This window comes from Pedobacter sp. 05T44 (assembly GCF_056395985.1).
This window is the reverse complement of record NZ_JBFTKO010000002.1, coordinates 184,187-202,229: the sequence shown is the minus strand read 5'-3', so window position 1 is coordinate 202,229 and position 18,043 is coordinate 184,187. Positions and strand designations below refer to the sequence as shown.

At 37.1% G+C, this 18,043-nt stretch carries 12 protein-coding genes; 1 reads left to right on the top strand and 11 read right to left on the bottom strand.

All coding sequences use genetic code 11. From position 1 onward, the window contains the following. The first annotated feature begins 141 nt into the window (after positions 1-141). On the top strand, positions 142-1,008 hold the full coding sequence (locus AC1DDK_RS05585) for an AraC family transcriptional regulator (protein ID WP_048903235.1): 867 nt from the start codon (positions 142-144) through the stop codon (positions 1,006-1,008). Here the strand turns inward: AC1DDK_RS05585 and AC1DDK_RS05580 are convergent. The 11 genes from AC1DDK_RS05580 to AC1DDK_RS05530 all read right to left on the bottom strand — a co-directional run bounded on the left by AC1DDK_RS05580 (position 998) and on the right by AC1DDK_RS05530 (position 17,959). Continuing rightward, positions 998-1,426 (bottom strand): L-rhamnose mutarotase, encoded by a 429-nt coding sequence (locus AC1DDK_RS05580; RefSeq protein ID WP_337716734.1) that lies wholly within the window; start codon positions 1,424-1,426, stop codon positions 998-1,000. The genes AC1DDK_RS05585 and AC1DDK_RS05580 overlap by 11 nt on opposite strands. Positions 1,427-1,433: 7 nt before the next feature. Next, positions 1,434-3,005: an SLC5 family protein gene (locus tag AC1DDK_RS05575; RefSeq protein ID WP_337716731.1), complete on the bottom strand. Its 1,572-nt coding sequence runs from the start codon at positions 3,003-3,005 to the stop codon at positions 1,434-1,436. 14 nt (positions 3,006-3,019) lie between these two features. Further along, complete coding sequence (locus AC1DDK_RS05570; protein ID WP_337716727.1) at positions 3,020-4,192, bottom strand: enolase C-terminal domain-like protein; 1,173 nt, start codon at positions 4,190-4,192, stop codon at positions 3,020-3,022. A gap of 6 nt (positions 4,193-4,198) precedes the next feature. Then, complete coding sequence (locus tag AC1DDK_RS05565) at positions 4,199-5,083, bottom strand: aldo/keto reductase (protein WP_337716725.1); 885 nt, start codon at positions 5,081-5,083, stop codon at positions 4,199-4,201. A gap of 2 nt (positions 5,084-5,085) precedes the next feature. Then, positions 5,086-7,407 carry a hypothetical protein gene (locus tag AC1DDK_RS05560; RefSeq protein ID WP_152541955.1) on the bottom strand — a complete coding sequence of 774 codons (2,322 nt, stop codon included), beginning with the start codon at positions 7,405-7,407 and terminating at the stop codon, positions 5,086-5,088. 105 nt (positions 7,408-7,512) lie between these two features. Continuing rightward, positions 7,513-9,393, bottom strand: a complete 1,881-nt coding sequence (locus AC1DDK_RS05555; RefSeq protein WP_337716723.1) for a glycoside hydrolase family 97 protein — start codon at positions 9,391-9,393, stop codon at positions 7,513-7,515. 3 nt (positions 9,394-9,396) lie between these two features. Continuing rightward, positions 9,397-10,824, bottom strand: coding sequence for an aryl-sulfate sulfotransferase (locus AC1DDK_RS05550; RefSeq protein ID WP_337716721.1), 1,428 nt, complete (start codon positions 10,822-10,824; stop codon positions 9,397-9,399). 143 nt (positions 10,825-10,967) lie between these two features. Next, entirely contained in the window at positions 10,968-12,611 is a 1,644-nt protein-coding gene (locus AC1DDK_RS05545) for a RagB/SusD family nutrient uptake outer membrane protein (RefSeq protein WP_048903243.1), read from the bottom strand. Positions 12,612-12,630: 19 nt separating this feature from the next. Then, positions 12,631-15,951 carry a TonB-dependent receptor gene (locus tag AC1DDK_RS05540; RefSeq protein WP_337716719.1) on the bottom strand — a complete coding sequence of 1,107 codons (3,321 nt, stop codon included), beginning with the start codon at positions 15,949-15,951 and terminating at the stop codon, positions 12,631-12,633. A gap of 175 nt (positions 15,952-16,126) precedes the next feature. Continuing rightward, positions 16,127-17,302 (bottom strand): FecR family protein, encoded by a 1,176-nt coding sequence (locus AC1DDK_RS05535; RefSeq protein WP_052334031.1) that lies wholly within the window; start codon positions 17,300-17,302, stop codon positions 16,127-16,129. Positions 17,303-17,353: 51 nt separating this feature from the next. After that, positions 17,354-17,959: an RNA polymerase sigma factor gene (locus tag AC1DDK_RS05530; RefSeq protein WP_477622938.1), complete on the bottom strand. Its 606-nt coding sequence runs from the start codon at positions 17,957-17,959 to the stop codon at positions 17,354-17,356. Positions 17,960-18,043: the final 84 nt, after the last annotated feature.

Below are 18,043 nucleotides of genomic sequence, written 5' to 3'. Positions count from 1 at the left end.
GTAAATCTCTTAACAATAGTTATTTACAACTACCGTTAATTTGATTAATTGCAATGTTTTTTTTGCATCAAGCCCTTACATCTAACCATAAATAGACTATATTTAATTAGCTTTATATACTAGACCCAATAAACCATAGAAATGCAGTATATCTACGAGAACTTTACCTTTCCCCCTGACCAATCATTTACTGTGCGATCAGAAATTCTGGAAGTAAAAAAGTATACTTCATTAAAGTCTCATGTTAATTTTGAGATTGCATTAATTGAAAATTGTTTTGGTAAGCGTTTTGTCGGCGATCATATCGAAGATTTCAGTGGCACAGAACTCGTGCTTTTGGGAAGTTATTTACCACATTGCTGGCAATACTATAATACTATAGACGACAAAGTACAACCGCAAGCAATTGTTGTACACTTTTTCCCGGATTTTTTGGGAAGAGATTTACTATCGAAGCCAGAAGCCTCTGCTCTAAATCATCTATTCGAAAATGCTTCAAAAGGTATTTTATTTTCAGGACCTACAGTAGCAAGAGCAAAAATGATTCTGAATCAAATGTTATTTGAAACAGGGTTATCCCGGGCTGCATTAATGCTCCAGCTTTTAGATGTTTTATCTCAATCTAACTCATGTAGAACGCTGTCATCCCCTTCTTTTAATATCATAGAAAGTTCAACTGAAGCAAATAAAATCAACCGTGTGTTTGATTATATATTCAATAATTTCAAAGAAGACATTTCTTTACAGGATGTTGCTTCAATCATCCCCATGTCTACAGCCGCTTTCTGCCGGTTTTTTAAGCTTAAAACCAACAGAACTTTAGTTGAATTTATAAAAGAAATAAGGGTTGGGCATGCCGCTAAATTGTTAATTGAAGGCAACCATAATGTAACAGAAACCTGCTACATAAGTGGCTACAACAACATCTCTAATTTCAATAAGCACTTCAAAGAAGTAAAGGGCTTATCGCCAAGAGACTTTATTAAGCAATATAAAATTACTGCTTAAACTTGTAAAAAGGAATTACCTCAACCCATTTCTGTCCTTCAGAAGTACCATTAACTCCTTTTTGATAAGTATTCATTAATTTATTCCATTCTGCACAACGGGGGCTATAAGATTCTGCCAACTTTCCCATTTCGTTTAAATCTGCATTTTCAGGAACCATGATCGTCATCACAATAAGATCATTAAAATGGTAAAGTGTAATACTTTTATAACCTGCTTTCTTAAAGCCAGCCTCTACCTCCGGCCAAATTTGCTTATGGTATGCCAAATACTCATTCAGTTTTTTATCGTTATCCACTGTATTTACTACAAATACTTTTTCAACAAGTGCAGATTCCTTATCAGAATTAGCCGGGCTGCACATGATAAAGGAACAAGTAAAAATTATTGATGCCAACTGAAGGATTTTTTTTTTCATCAAAGTATTAGTTAAAAAGTAAGTAAATTATAATCATGACAGATGCCAAGCCTAACCATGCCAGCCAAATAGGTTTGGAATTGTAAGCATCTTCTTCTGTCGGCTCATTTTTTGACTCAAGAAGTGAAGGGATTACCGAGTTTATTGCCGGTTTTGTAATTAATGTTACTACTATAATAACAATACTTAACGCTACGAACAGATAAAATGAAAGCAAAAGGAAATGAGGCCAATAACCTTTATAAGGATAATTTAATACATGACATGCCCCAAGAATTAAGCAAACCAACCCACCACCATAAAGAACTATCTCCACAGATGTGCTATTCACACGTTTCCAAATGATGCCTGCCAGAAATACGACAGACAGCGGTGGAGCAAGTATAGAAACCAAGCCTTGACTTAATTCAAAAAAATTTTTCCCTGAATAGGAAAAAACCATGGCGATACCTACACCTACTATTGCGGCAATAATAGTTATCCATTTTCCCATTTTTATCTGTTGCTTCTGATTAAGCACCTTAATCTGCGAAACAACATCCAATGTAAACACTGTACAAAAAGAATTTAAACTGGAAGATACCGTATCAATCAATGATGCTATTAATGCCGCAATGCTTAGACCCAGTAAACCATGAGGCATTAATTCTTTAATCATAGTAATGTAGGCATTATCGGCCTGGGCTGTATCTTTAAATAAAACATAACACATAATACCAGGAAGAATAAATATTAATGGCATTATGATTTTAAGCGCTCCAATGAATATTGCTCCATACTGGCCTTCTTTTAAATTCTTTGCCGCCAGCACTTTTTGCACAATCGTCTGATCGGCACACCAATAATAAATAGCCACCACCGGATAACCTAAAACAATAGCTATCCATGAGTATTCGGGGTTTGACGCAGGCAAAAATAACTTCCAAAAAGAGTCTGGCGTTTGGCTAACCAGTAAATCTACGCTGCCAATTTTCTGAAAACCCAAAAAAGTAAGCAGTATTGAAGAAACTATAATAATTATCGATTGAAAAACCCCTGTACGGACTACCGCCTTTAGTCCTCCAATAGCAGTAAAACTAGTGGCCACAATAGCAATTATAACAACGGCTATAAATAAAGAACAATTAAATATTCCCGAAATTAAAAGCCCCCCCGCATACAAAGCACTGCCTAACCATACGACTAATATTGAAATTAAGCTATAGATAACCAGAAAATTATACGATCTTTTACCAAATCGAATCAGTAAAAACTGGGGGATAGTACTTATTTTGGCTTTTAAGTAGTAGGGCAAAAAAACCATGGATAACAGCATTAAAAAGACCCAGGCCAGCAATTCAAAATTACTGCCAACAATACCATGAGAAAAACCAATACCTGCAAATCCAATTAACATCATAGGGCCGGCATTGGCACTAAACATAGAAAAACCAATTTGCCACCACTTCAGCGTTCGGCCACCCAAAAATATATCTTCCTGATTTTTCTCTTTTTTACTAAAGCGAAAACCAATACAAAATAAAGCAAGGGCGTATAGCCCTAAAATTATATAATCGATGTAATTGAATGATAAACTCAAAGTTGGTCCCCTAGTTACATAGACACAACAGGGTTATATTTTGAAACATCTTGTTTTTCCCATAACCGCTCTTGTACTATCTTATTTTCTTTATAACAATAATCCCAATCAATTCTTACCGGCAGCCCCTCTATTTCGGACAAGTAGAATCTGCCGTTTTCCCATACTGGTCTGACTAAAAAATATTTTTCTAACCCATACATCAGCGGATATAAGTACTCAATCATACTATCCCTATTTGCGGAAGTCATGAGAAACGCTGAATATAGGGAATATCCACCAGAAGAGAATTGCAAATTTTTATTTTCGCAAAGGTCTCTTATTTCCATCCACTCTTTCATTCCACCTAATTGTGTTGGAACAGGCTGTAGGTGTCTAACTCCGGAATCAACAAGGGTTGGGAAGATCTTTGATGTCCGCTCGGATTCCCCATAAGCTACAGTAACCGATAATTTTTCACAAAGTAGTTCAATTTGATCATAAGCAGCTGAATGTATAGGCTCTTCTAACCAACATAAATTTTCTTCTCCAATGGCATCAACAAATTTAAACACATCATTACAGTTCCAAATCTGGTTTACGTCCACCGCGATCTTCATTTTATTACCGGCCAAACTCTTTACAAATTTCACTCTGTTAATGTCCTCATTTATTTTTGCCCCAAAGTCTTTTCCAATCTTCATTTTGTAGCAGTCAACACCTTTATTCATCAAAAAACTCACTTCGGTTTCCAGTTCCTGGAGTGTATAATTGGTACCTCCTCCACTGCCATACATTTTCACATCATTTTGAGTACTGCCAATATATCTATACAATGGAACTTTTCTACGCCTTGCGGCCAAATCATACAAAGCCATATCAACCTGGCCCAATATTGCCCCAGCCGCACCTTTAAATCCTTCATTTCTAATAGACCAATATAATTTAGGATAAAACTCTTTATAAGGAACCGATCGGCTGTGAAAAAGTATTGGGAAAATACAGGATTCCAGAATGTTCATATAGCTATTATAAACCGGGGCTTCTCCCAAGTTCCCATCCTCATCCTCTATGGTTATAATTGATATTCCGAAGTTGGGGAAAGGCCCCATAGTAGCATCCTGAAAAGGAGTTACTGCTGCAACCTGCTCCAGAACTCTTATCCTAATTCTTTTTATATTAAAAATCTCATTATCTATGTCGTACATCTATTGTCAATTAAGCGTTAGTAGTATTTCATTATAAATTTCCGTAGGCAATTCACCCAATTTCATTGCATCAAGGGTGTCCCTTAATTGCATCCTGTCTGCAGCACCAATTACAATTTTAAACTCAGCCGGAATGGTTAAAAGAAATCGATGTGCAAGCTCCTGCAGCGAAATGTTATATTTATCTGCTATTGAATTAACTCTTTTCACCTGCTCAATATTTTTTAATCCGAGCCAGTTGGGAGGAGAAGTTGTGAATTCAGAAAATCTACAACCTAACAATCCCATGTTTAAAGGACTGGCCGCGTAATATTTTCTATTGTTATCTCTACAAAAAGGGATAGTATTGTCCAAAGCATCAATACAACAAGCATTAAGCCTGTTATATTCCATAATGACATCGAACTGGTTAGATTTAAAATAGGGTTCAAACCATTCGGGTGCGTTACCACCCAAACCAATTCTTTTTGCATAGCCTTGATGCATAAAGAATTCCATCTGCTTCAAAACCTGTTCTATATCAGATGGAGGAATTGCAGCAGGGTCATGTAAAAATAGAATGTCTATAATCGGAATGTTTAATGATTTTAAGCTGTTTTCCACACTCCTTTTCATGCCATCGGCGGTGTAATTATAGTGTGCTTCGTCAACCTTGTAACCTTTTAAGCGACCCACTTTTGTACTAATCAACGGTCTTTTACCAGTCCATTGTTTTAAAGCTTTTCCTACCAGCTCCTCCGCATCTCCATAGGCAGGAGCAGTGTCTATAGCCACTATTCGGCATTTAAGGGCATCCAGAATTGTCAATATTGATTCCTGAGCATCAATCTCCCTCCAAATACCGCCAAGTCCGGCAGTGCCCAGCACCAATTTATTTGTCTCCTTTATCATAATTATAGCATTGTTATGCCATTTGCAGGGTTAACTTTAATCATTATAGTTCCGCCAGTTTTAACCTTAACCTTAGGCCATCTTAAAAATGCCGTATAACTTAAGGGTTTTCTGGCCTGTTTTTCAGTTTCGGCCAGTACCGACACACTTGCATCGTATTCCGTTTCATTTTTGAGTTGAATGGTAATACCTGATTTATCAATTGATAATACCTGAGCTTTTACATGATCAAAAACGTATAATTTTTTATGATTCATATTAACATAAATGCCAGGGATTTCCAAAGCCATCAGTACCCCATTTGTTTCTGTCCACGAGTTACGCGTGTTTATAAAATTACCAATACTTCCTTTCCCTTCGGCATCACTTAGCTGAATTCTTTCCATTGAAGAACCAATCAGGTTATTAGTTGTTAAATGCCCCGGCATATTTACTGCTTCGGCATGTGCGTGCTGAATATCTCTGATCAAATCTGCATAAAGCGGATTACCTGTAGCCCTGAATAGCTTAAAGATATAATCTCCCGAAGCCGTGCAAATACCGGGAGCCGCATGCTTATTTTGAATACTGGCCCAAATAGCGCCGGCCATATTGCTCTTAAGCTTTCCTATTTCACTATTTGGAGGAAAAACAGGGTCATAAGAAAACGTCCACGTAGCACCTAATGCAGCTTGAACTTCTGCCCTATTCAACCATTCTTTTTGTCCTGTGTAATAATACAAAGCCATTAGCGATTCTAAGAACCCAAATGCGGATTCAGAATCGGCATCTTGAGATATATCTCCACAATGACCTCCTGTTAAACCTTGCTTTTCAACATCCCGCTGATAATAAAATTTAGCTGCATCCCGAGCCACCTTCATCCATTCCTTATTGTGAAAATAATCGGATGCCATTGCCAAGCCTGCCGGAACAATAGCACCAGCCGTTGAATTATATACAGCAATTTCGCCCGTTTCAGGAACAATGTACTGACCAAATTCTCCATCTTTATTCCAGGTATTTACGAAAGCAGCAGCGAGCTTTTCAGTTGCATTTTCCCACTCCGGTTTAACACTTTTGCCATAGCCCTGAGCTTTTAACAGTTGCATATGTTTTATGAGCCAAAGCAACGCATCCGCATTTTTCCTTACCATGGCCTGAATTGGTTTAAAATCAGGAGACATCTTTTCAGGAATAATTTCTCCGCCAGCTGTAATTCCTCCATAAAAATATCCGCTTTTTCCTTGCAATTTATTTACCACAAAATCCAATTCAGCAATAACCCTATCTCTCTCCTTTTTATCATTAAGGGTTAACATTGGGTAGGTATTCATCATTCCACTAACCCATCCAAGCTGAAAATTCTTATTGTTTTCAGGTCTATAAAATGATCCTGCAGGAACATCAACAAAGTTCCCTTTACATATATTTGTAGCTACTTCAAACAATTTACTCATAGGTATTATGTTACGAGGGTGGTTTAAACCTGAAAGCGCTTTACGTACCTGCATAAACTTCTTTAAAAGATCTGGAATGTTGGCAGCATTAAAAACGTATACTTTAAAGTTTAACGTTATCTCATCACCAGAATTCCAATCGGGTGCTTTGTCACCACTTATGTGAAAATCACCAAAGCCGGTTGCCATTTTACGAACTGCAGGTGCAGAAATACTGAAAGAACAGCTGTCTTTTGCTGCATTTTCCGTAATAGTTAATCCGCTGCTACCCAATCTGGTCATTTGCTCAGTAAGTACAACAAATCCTTTTTGTTCCTTTTTTGAGAAAAAACACAATGCGGGCGTAGCCACATTTCCTGTTGTCAACTCTACAAGCGAGGCTTTATTTGATTCAATTGAAAGTCGGGGATTGTTAGAAATAGTAAGCGGCACGGAAGGGTTATAATACATATCCTTTGGGTATTGTGGACTGTAACTGTTTCCAATTGCTCGGTAACGGTTTCCATTGTAAACAGAAGCAGGTACTAACACATAGTTTTCTGGATTCCATTTACTAAAATCAAAGGAAACTGAAACTGCTGATGACTTAGCAACACCACTGTTTAAGCGAAATGACGTAGAAACATCCATAACTCCGGGATGCTTCGAAACCGGACTTGCCTTAAATTGCATACTCCAATTACCTGTTTTTGTCTGCAACAACTCTTTGTTAAATGGCTGTTCGGATAGTAAGTCTGTTCCATTAAATTCCTTTACCGACAATCTTAATGAACCGTTTATATCTCTTAATAATTCATTAAGGGATCCAACTGGTTCTTGTGCTAATGAAACCGTTCCACTGCTTAAACAAAGAAAACCAATCAACGTCACCCTTAAATTCTTCATTCCCATAATCTATTTTACTAGTTTAGCGTAAAGATTAAACTATAGGTGGCTTAATACCACCCATAATTTGACTATTAGTAATGTTTTTTTTGCATGAAATGTAGATCAGTTTTTTATAGGTCTGATAATTATTGCCTGACCATTTTTAGGCTGTAACTGAATATTTAAAACAGTTGATGCATTTACATTCATTTTCTTTATTGCGAGTTTGGTTGGTGTTAAAAGAGAGGCGTCATCATTATAAACCGTGGCTTCATACTGTTTATTTTTATTTAAAAAAAGGAGTGGCAACGCGAAGTTTCTTGCTTTACACGTTAAAGTTCCAACATACCAATCGTCTCCGCTTTTACGTGCGATAGTTCCGAACTCCCCTATCTTTGCTTCTATCACTTTTGTATCGTCCCACACAGTAGGTAGAGCATCGTAAAAACTAAGATCAGGAATTTCACTTATAACAGAAGCAGTAGATCCCGCTCCACCTTTTTGTCTAGGTGAATCGTCGGGTCGGTCGTACCAATACACAAATTGCCATGGGCTGTAAATACAAATTGCCTTTGCCATTTGAGAGGCATGAGAACCCATATTGTTTACTCTGGGGGCAAAATAACAATTGGTAAAATCCCCAGCACCTGCAATCATCCGAGTAAACATGGTAATTAATACCTGATGGTTATCTGGACTTTCTTCTTCTCCACGTATTCCTTCCTGAGTTAATAAATTCGGATAAGTTCTGGAATATCCTGTTGGCCGGTATTCATCATGAATATCAATCATCAGCTGATTGTCGGCAGCTTTTCTGACTGCTTCATGCAACCAGGACGTATTTTGTTGCGATCCTACATTAACAAAACCGTATTTAATACCTTTTACACCCCAAGATTTAAATAATGGCAGTATCGAATCTAACTGTCTGGATAATGCCCTCTGATTTACATAAAGAATTACACCAACATCTTTAAGCTTTCCGTAATCTATTATTTCCTGCAGCGCCAATGGCCCCGCAGATCTCGAAGGATCGACATTTACAGCTAATGCACTTGATGCGTTATCGTACTCATGGCCATACCAACCAGCATCAAATTCTATATATCGTAAATTGTGTTTGGCGGCAAAATCTATGCTCGCTTTACCACCTGTTGTGGTAAGTGTTACTTCACGAATTACTTTGCCAGGTTTTATCCATGATGCATCTACTAGGGCAGAAGAATGATTAAGATTCAGAATAAAATAATTGTTTTCTAACAGTTTACCGGCTGATTCTGCAATCATGACAAAGCGCCACGGAGTTGAAAAATCGGTATTATAAACTGCTTTACCATCAAGAGCAGCAACAAGCATTAAACTATCTTTTGCAGATCGGCTAAATTTCATTCTAGCATGATCTACCAATGCTGCTTCCCCCAAAGCAATGAAACGGTTTTGCTCCATTTCAATTACATATGGCCGCTCAGTTCCATTCACAGTTTTACTGATATTGCCCCGGCTGTATTTTGCCTGCGCAGCTCCGGTAATCCAGGAAGGGTAGTCCTTAGTAAACTTGAAACCAGTAAGTTCACGGGAAACAATAACTTGCTTAGTGGCAGGCACATTATATTTAAATGCGACACCTTCATTATAAACTCTTGAAGTAACCGAGAACAAACGAAAAGGCTCTTTATGCTCTTTAAATTGAATGGTAACTTCATTATAATTATCAGAATACGTATTTTTTTCTCCGTATACCGGGTTCCATTGCTCATTTACAAGTTTTCGTTTTGCGGAAACAATTGCAAGGTTTTCTGACAATGGATTGTCATTTTCAAATTCGAGTCCTAAAGGAGAATTAGCGATAACCTGAACACCTGCATAAGAAATAGAATAGCTTAAAGAATTGCCTGTGCTAAAGATTAATACTGTTTTTTTATCGGGGCTTAATACTTTTACCTCTTTTGCCTGAAGTATTAGAGAATTACTTATAAAACACAGTACCAGCAGAAATTTATTCATATTTTACAATGCTCCTATATAAGGTTTTGATTTACTAAATGGAATAAACTCTACACGGTAAGGTGTGTTGGCACACATCATACTCCAAAACACTTTGCCATTTTTATTGATAAGAAACACCTGATTTTGTTTAGAAACGCAGGTTAAAATAGTACTATCGTTAATTAGATAGGCACTTCCCATTCTATCTGTAAAAGTTCCTTCATGTAATTGAGTCTGCAATTTTAAAGATATTCGTTTGGATACCGGATTTAAATCAAAGACTAATATCTGCGAACGCTTTTTGCTGGTCCCATTATCAAATAGCACGAGGTTGCGTCTACTATTTATATGAACTGCATGTCCCTGATCGAACTCAGCACCTTTAGGCAATGCAAAATCTCCTCCCTTTCCGAACTTCCACATCACTTTTTTGTTTGTGGCATTAACTTTCCAGATCTGGCCGTTATTGTAAAATGAAATGATGTAGTTTCCATCCGTATCAATAAAAAGGCTGTTGGCATGCATCCAATCTTTTGCCTCTTTTAAAATGTTTTTTTCTTTTAAAGGATCAAGCGCTTCAAATACACTCCAGCTCCATATTTTTTTTCCTGATTTATCTAACACCAAGATACCATCCCCTTTAACTGTATCGGCTTCTTTGCCTCCTACAGCCCTTAAATCGATAAGTTTTTCATCTGCGCTTAAGGTAACGTATTGATTTTTCGCATTAAGTAATATTTCATGATGAATTGTTTGTTTAAAATCCATCACTCCTTTCTTTAAATGAAAAATGGTATCACCGGTTAGAGACAATTCCAAAATTTCATTTCCATAGCTCGTTGGATAGTCCATTGGGGCTAAAATTGAAAGAATAGTTTTGTTTTGTGTAAAATGAGCTACCTTAACCCCGGTATTATGGAATCTCTGATACCACCTTAAGGTACCCTGAAAATCTATCATCCCAATACAACCCGGTGTTTCTCTGTTGTAAACCAACATGCTACCGGCTTTAAATTCAGTTGGTAATTCCTGCTCATTTTGAAGATTTACATGATACAAGCCAAGTAATTGGTCGGGAACATCTTTTGTTTTAAAAGTATATATCTCAGATTCGAACCTTACACCGCCATTTCCCGATACAATACGATATTGATAAGTGGAATTAAATTTCAAATTGGTTAACACAATTTTAAAGTCACTTCTTTGTTTAGAAACAGGAGTTGCATTTAATTTATCCTTTTGGCCATTTAGCCAATATTCAATGTATGCATCTTCAGGTTTAGCACAAGAAAATTGAACTGCAACTCTTAGTGAGTTTCCATCTGCTGTTTCATTCAATGAAATATTTTTGAAAGTACTAAATACATCATCATTACACGCATTAACACAGATTACAATGATCATTATTCCAATAACAAATATTCTTGAGCGGTTTATTTTTGAAAACATTTAATATAAATATATATGACTTTAAATCTGTGGGTTTAAAGGTGAGGCCGTCATCATCATGATGACCACAATCATCATAATGACGACCTACCTTTTTTAGGCACCCAAAATGGGCACCCATTTTTGAGAGCCTATTTAAAGAACTACCGCCATAAGGGGTTTTGTTCAATTTTGTTATTGGTTTGTAACTCAGCTGTCGGAATTGGGAAAACATAATTCCTAGGCTGTAAATATTGGGCACCTTGCTTGTTTGTTTCCATAAAATGCACCTTTAACTGTGCAGGTGTATACCAGCGTTTTAAATCTTGCCATCTATTTTGTTCAAAAAACATCTCTAACAACTTTTGATGACTAATTTCGTTCATAACACTTGTTAAGTCAGGAAGGTTTGCCCCAGTTTTCTCTGGTAGTCCTGCTCTTACTCTAATTCTGTTAATATCAGCAATTGCTTTTGCTAAATCTCCATTTTGAGCAGCAGCTTCGGCATGCATAAGCAATACCTCTGCATAACGCATAATTACATTATTAGCAGTAGAAGGCGTTGCCGACCAATAATTGTCTGCACTCTCTTTACCGCTCCAACCATTGGTAAATTTATTGATCAAGAACTGATTAGTTCCTGATATATCTAACAATGATTTGGGGTCGATTTTCGATATATTAGCCTGAGCAGAAGCCCATAGGTCATCAAAAGTTTTGGTTCCGCCATACCAGGTGATATCGGTTTCGCCGAAATTCGAACGTTTCCATGATAAGGTATAATACATTCTTTTGTCGAACTTAGTATCCGAGCCAGCAGGTCTTTTTTCCAACATAAATTGATTGATAAGATAATTGGTTGGAACATATTTAAACCATCCGCCTCCAGCAGGAGGGCCAATCAACTGAGGTAAATAATTATACATAGGTGAGTTTGCTCCTTCTACACCCCAAGGACCATAAGGATCGCCAAAAGGGCCATAAACCCATTGAAAAACAGCTTCTTTGTTAAACTCATTTTTATCGGTAAAGTTTTCAGAATATTCAGAGATTAAATCGTAAGCATATGGAGCAGTATTTAACAAGGCTAACGTGGTCTCCGCTTTTTGATAATCTTTGGTATACAGATATGCTTTACCTAAATAAGCAATGGCAGCACCACTTGTTGCTCTGCCCAAATCTGCAGAAGGCCTTGTAGTTGGCAACCCATTTTGGGCATCTGTAAAATCTGAAATTGCCTGTGCATAAACCTCCGCGACAGGTTTGCTTGGCATAAATTGATCATCGGCAGTTTTTGCCGGGGCAATAATAAGTGGCACGTCTCCGAAATTAGACGCCAATGTAAAGTAACAAAGTCCACGCAGAAATTTGGTCTCAGCAATATATGACTTCTTCAAATCATCACTAACCTCCACCTTATCGGCATTAGCCAATACTAAATTTGCGCGATAAATGGATTTATAAAGCGATGAAAAAGTAGAAGATGCATCTGAATTTGTAGCTTCATTTGTGAATAAAGCAATATTAGTAGTAGCAGCTTCACCACCTGGAAATGTAAGCACATCATCGCCCAACGAATTGATGTTCTGGATACCAGTAAATGCACCCCAATAACCATATAAAGGCTGTCTTAAAAGACTATAAACGGAAGCTACAGCCGATTTTAAATCAGCTTCAGTTTTCCAGAATTGTTCTTCAGTAATTTTATTTGGATTTGTTGTTTTAAGAAAATCTTTTTTACAACCATATATCGTTAACAACGCAAGTGGAAGTACCACTGCCATTGTTTTAATTATATTTCTATTCATAATTTCTTTAATTATTCAGTTAAAAAGATACGTTTAAGCCTACGGAAACAATTCGCTGCAGCGGGTAACCACCGCTGTCGAAACCTCTATTAAGTGGATTACCATCATTTCCTAAATCCGGATTATACCCTTTATACTTTGAAAAAGTAAATAAATTTTGACCTGAAAGATATGCCCTTATTTTCCCAACATTTAACTGTTTTGCTATATCTTCTCCTACTGTATAACCCAATTCGAGCCTCTTAACTCTAACGTAAGCACCGTTTTCCAACCAACGATCACTATTTCCACGGGAGTTTAAATTTACATCTGCGAGTGTGAATCTTGGAAAATTTGAGTTGCTGTTTTCAGGCGTCCAGGCATTTAAAACTGAGGTAGATAAATTGGTATAAGCCGTCATTTGCTCTGTCCAGATCCTGCCTCCATTATAGATTTTATTCCCAAAAACCCCTTGCACCAATAAATTAAAATCGAAATTCCTCCAACCCAGTGTCGCCGCTATTCCTGTTTCCAGAGTTGGAATAGGACTTCCGCTATATTGTTGATCGTTGTTATCAATTTTACCATTATTATCGAAATCAACAAATTTTATATCTCCAGGCGAAGCGTTAGGCTGTATTTTTTGACCGCTTGATCCTTTATAAGCGTCAATCTCTGCCTGTGTTTTGAATATGCCGTCAGTTTTTATTAAGAAGAAACTTCCTATTGGATTGCCAACTTTAGCACGTTCTAAATCACCAAATTCCTGATTACCACTTCCTATAGTAATGGCGGTCATTCTATTGCGCATAGTAGTCATATTCCAACCTATTTTATAAGAAAAATCACCGGCTGCATCTGAGTAATCCAAAGCTAACTCGATCCCTTTGTTATTAATTGTACCGGCGTTAACTGTTGGTGTGCCACTAATCCCTGTACTGAGCGGTATTGGAACCGCCAACAATACACCACTTGCTGTTTTGTTAAACCAATCGAACACCAATGACATTTTCCCGTTAAGAAATGTTGCATCAAGGCCTGCATCAACCGATTTTGATTCTTCCCATCTTAAATTTTGAGGAGAAGCATTACCACTAGGAATAGATCCCACGATCACTCCACCGTTGGTAGCAAAACTTAAGTTGTTACTAATCCCATTAATTGTAGAATAGTTTGGTATCTGATCGTTTCCTAGCAAACCAATGCTACCTCTAATTTTTAATGAATTCATAAAGGCTGAAACTCCTGAGTTACCATAAAACTTCTCATTACTGATATTCCAACCTGCGGATAAAGCCGGGAACACACCGTAATAATAACCTTCACCAAACTTAGAAGATCCGTCTCTGCGAATTGATCCACTGATCATATACCTGGAATCATAAGAATAAGAAACCCTTCCGATAAGAGATTTCCTCCTGACATCGGCTAAATCTCCTCCTACTGATTGGTTGGACTTTTCAGATCCAAATGAATAAACTCCATTTGGGAGGTTATTTCCATTTGCATTAAAATTATTGCTTGTATCCTTTTGGGCAGTAAAACCGGCAAGCAATGAGATATTATGTAATCCAATCTTTTTATCGTAGCTAAGGGTATGTTCTAATAACCATGAACTAGAAACTCCGCTACTTTGACTTAGTCTTGGTTTGGCAAGTATTACATTACCATCATTATAGGCAAAGTCATAATTATTACCAAAGCCTCTATTTTCTGATATTGCACCATTGATTTTATACTTCAATTGATCAATCAATCTAATTTCGGCAAATACATCCGCAGTTACAGAGCTATTATTATTTCTATAATCACTGGAATTTAAAATAGCTACAGGATTTGAAAGGTTTTTCATCCCAGAGTTTACTCCACCCCAACCGCCTGGCTGGTTTGCAGGATTATAAACCGGAACAGTTGGAGGTACAATCAATGCACTCAATATGTTACTATGAGATTGATCTCCTCCCGGAGGTAGTGTGCGTCCGCCGGTTTTATTGTAAATAAAGGTCTCGCCAATTCTTATCCTACCTTTTTCGTATACCGATTTCGCTCTAAAATTAGCACTATTGAAATCAGTTTTTACGATTGTACCCTTTTGGTTCAGATAGCTTCCTGATAGGCTATATTGAAAATGTTCTGATCCTCCAGTAACATCGGCATTAGCTTTGTAAATTGGAGCGTTCCTAAAAATTTCATTCTGCCAATTGGTATTCGTTCCATTGTAAGCAGGAAAATTTCCTCCAACAGAATTTAATAATTTAGTCCATTGCTCACCGTCAAGCACATCCATGCGCTTAGCAATAGATTGGCTACTGTAAACTGCGTTAAACTGAACTTTAGGTTCCGTATTCTTTCTACCCAATTTTGTAGTAACTAAGATAACTCCACCTGCGGCTCTTGATCCGTAAATGCTGGCGGCCGCGGCATCTTTCAGCACTTCAATATTCTGTATATCAGAAGGATTCAACCCATCCAAACTACCAAAAGGCATCCCATCAATAACAACTAATGGACCGTTGGCACCAAGAGTTCCAGTACCACGAATTGTGATGTTGGACTTTGAACCAGGTGCACCTGTACTTGATTCAATTGAGACGCCGGCCACACGTCCCTGAAGTGCATCAGTTACATTGTTAGAAGCATTTGCGCTAAGTTCGTTTACATTTACAGATGCTATTGAACTTGTAATTTCGGTTTTACGTTTGGTTCCATAACCAATTACAACTACTTCAGTTAAATCACGCAACTGAGGTTTAAGGCGGATATTCATTACTCCTCCTTCTTGGACCTTTATTCTGGCTACTTCATATCCCACATAGGAAACCAATAAGATGGCACCGTTATCAGGGACATCTAGTTGAAATTCTCCATTCTGGTTGGTGGTCGCTGCTATCGCTGTGCCTTCTATCTTTACAGACGCTCCTGTAAGTGAAGTACCGTTTTCATCCGTGACTTTACCTTTTATCAATATTTTCTGTCCAATTATTTCCGACAGGGAAAGTATTGTCCTTGTTTTAATTACAACTGTTTTATCAACAATAGAATAAGCCAGCGGTTGATTTAAAAAACATTGGTTAAGTGCATCCTCAATAGATGCATTCTTAATGTTAATATTTATAAGGTTAGCCTTTCTGATTAGATCTGTATTGCCAATAAAGTAATAACTGGTTTGGCTTCTGATTTTCCGGATAATGGTTTCCAGTGAAGCGTTTTTTTCGCTCAGGGATATCTTTTGTGCCTTAGTTGAAGCACTTACCTGGAGTAAGCATGTTACTAATATGAGAATGGTTAGCCTCATTATACGTATAATTTGTCCAGAATTTAATGCAAGCAGCTTAAATCCGGATTGATCGTAAAATTTCATACATTTGGTTTGTTTTGGTGGTACAACGAAGCACTTTACTCTTTTAAGAAGAAAGTCTACGTCGATAAATTGATTAGTTGTTTAGCTGAATTTTTTATCATGGCAAATCCAAACATCGGTCAGGGGTGTTCCCGCATCCCTGACTTTGTTTAAACTACCGTTAGTTCTGTATTTATTATGGCATAACGATAATTTTCCTCCCTTCTATTTTAAAGTGAACATTCCCTGTTGATTCTAACACTTTTAATAAGGATGATATATTTTTTGTTCGTTCTATTACACCTAAAAACGATAAATTTCCTTGCTTACCTTCAAATTCATAATCAACGTCGTACCATCTGGACACGCGATGCATAATGCTTTCCAGTTTTTCATCATTAAATACGAAATAACCATTTTTCCATGCAACGGCTTCTTCCAGACTGACCTGCATAACTTTAATCTCTTTAGCATTTTTATTAATCTGAGCCTGATCACCAGGAGTAAGCACCTTTTGGTTGCCCTGGGCTGTTACTTTAACTGACCCTTCTAATAAAGTTGTTTTTGTTGAAGCTTCATCAGCGTAGCTATTGATGTTAAAATGAGTACCCAATACTTCTACTTCCTGATTTTCAGCATGTACTATAAACGGCATCTCTTTGTTTTTAGCTACTTCAAAATATCCCTCTCCACTAAGTTCTACCAAACGTTTTTTCCCTTTAAAAGCAGCCGGGAATTTAAGTGATGATGCCGCATTTAACCACACATGAGTGCCATCAGGTAATATTACCTGATACTGTCCTCCGCGAGGTGTACTAATGATATTAAATACTTTTTCTCCTGTTTCAGAATTTCCAGTCATAGAATTTGCCTTGTAAACAAGGATACCATTAGCGGCTTTAATAATTGAGCCACCAGCTTGATTAGCGAGCTGATTGATAGTTGAATCAGTGAGCACCACACGTTCGCCATTTGGCAACGTAAGAGTGGCCTTATTTTCTCCAGGCGGGATATCCTGTTTCTTATAGGCTATATTTGTTTTTATCGGCAATAAATGTTCGGATTTAAAGAAAATTAATCCTGCGGCAAGCATCATCAGAAGAATAGCCGCCGCAGCTATCCATAATCTGTAATTAGATTTTTTTGAGTTCCCCTGTATTTCGGCTTGAATACCAGCCCACATTTCTTGCTCAATATTTGTTGTCCAATTATTTCTCTTTCCTGCACTATCCAGCGAAATTAAAATATCATCTTCCAACTGGTCTTTATAACGACCGGTTTTTATCATTGCCAGCAATTCATGCCATTCTTCCTCAGAAATGATATCTTCTTTAAAGTATTGTAATAGTATATGAAAACGGGCGCTCTTCATTATTGTAATTGAATTTTAACTAAAGACGATTCAAAAATGCAAATGGCCCAATCAGGAAAAAAAAATAATTAAAACAGCAAGAAAGGAAAGACTAATAGCGGTATCAATATGAGATTTAAAATAATCGCGTACACTTTTGCGACTCAACTCTAAATGCCGTTTAACTGTTAATTTAGAAACGTTCATTTTTTCAGCAATTTCAGCATAACTAAGCTCCTGTTCATTAACCAAAAGCCATGCTTCCTTTTGCTGAGGAGGTAATTGTCCTATCGCATTCTGCAATAATTTGTCGTATTCTATTTGCTCAATCTTTTCGTCTGTCGTATTTACAACATCACTCGCCCTTAAGGTTAATTCAGCAAAAAATTTAGTCTCTTTGGTGACTTTCTTAAAGTGATCGAGTGTTAAATTTTTGGCGATGATAAAAAGATAATCCTTTAAATTCTGTACGCCTTTTAATTTCTGACGATTGTTCCAGAATTTGACATAAACTTGTTGTACAAGTTCAATGGCTATGTGCTCATTTTTCACATAAGCCATTATAGCATTATAAATGTTCTTATTGGTCTGGTAGTACATTTGATTAAATGCCCGTTCATCGCCGGCAAAAATCTGTCTTAACAGTAAATTGTCATCATCAGCATTTTGCTTATCCAATCGTAACATATACCATAAAGCCCTAAGTTTATCCAGAGATATAACATCTCTAATATAAATATTTTAATCAACTGTTCAATCAAT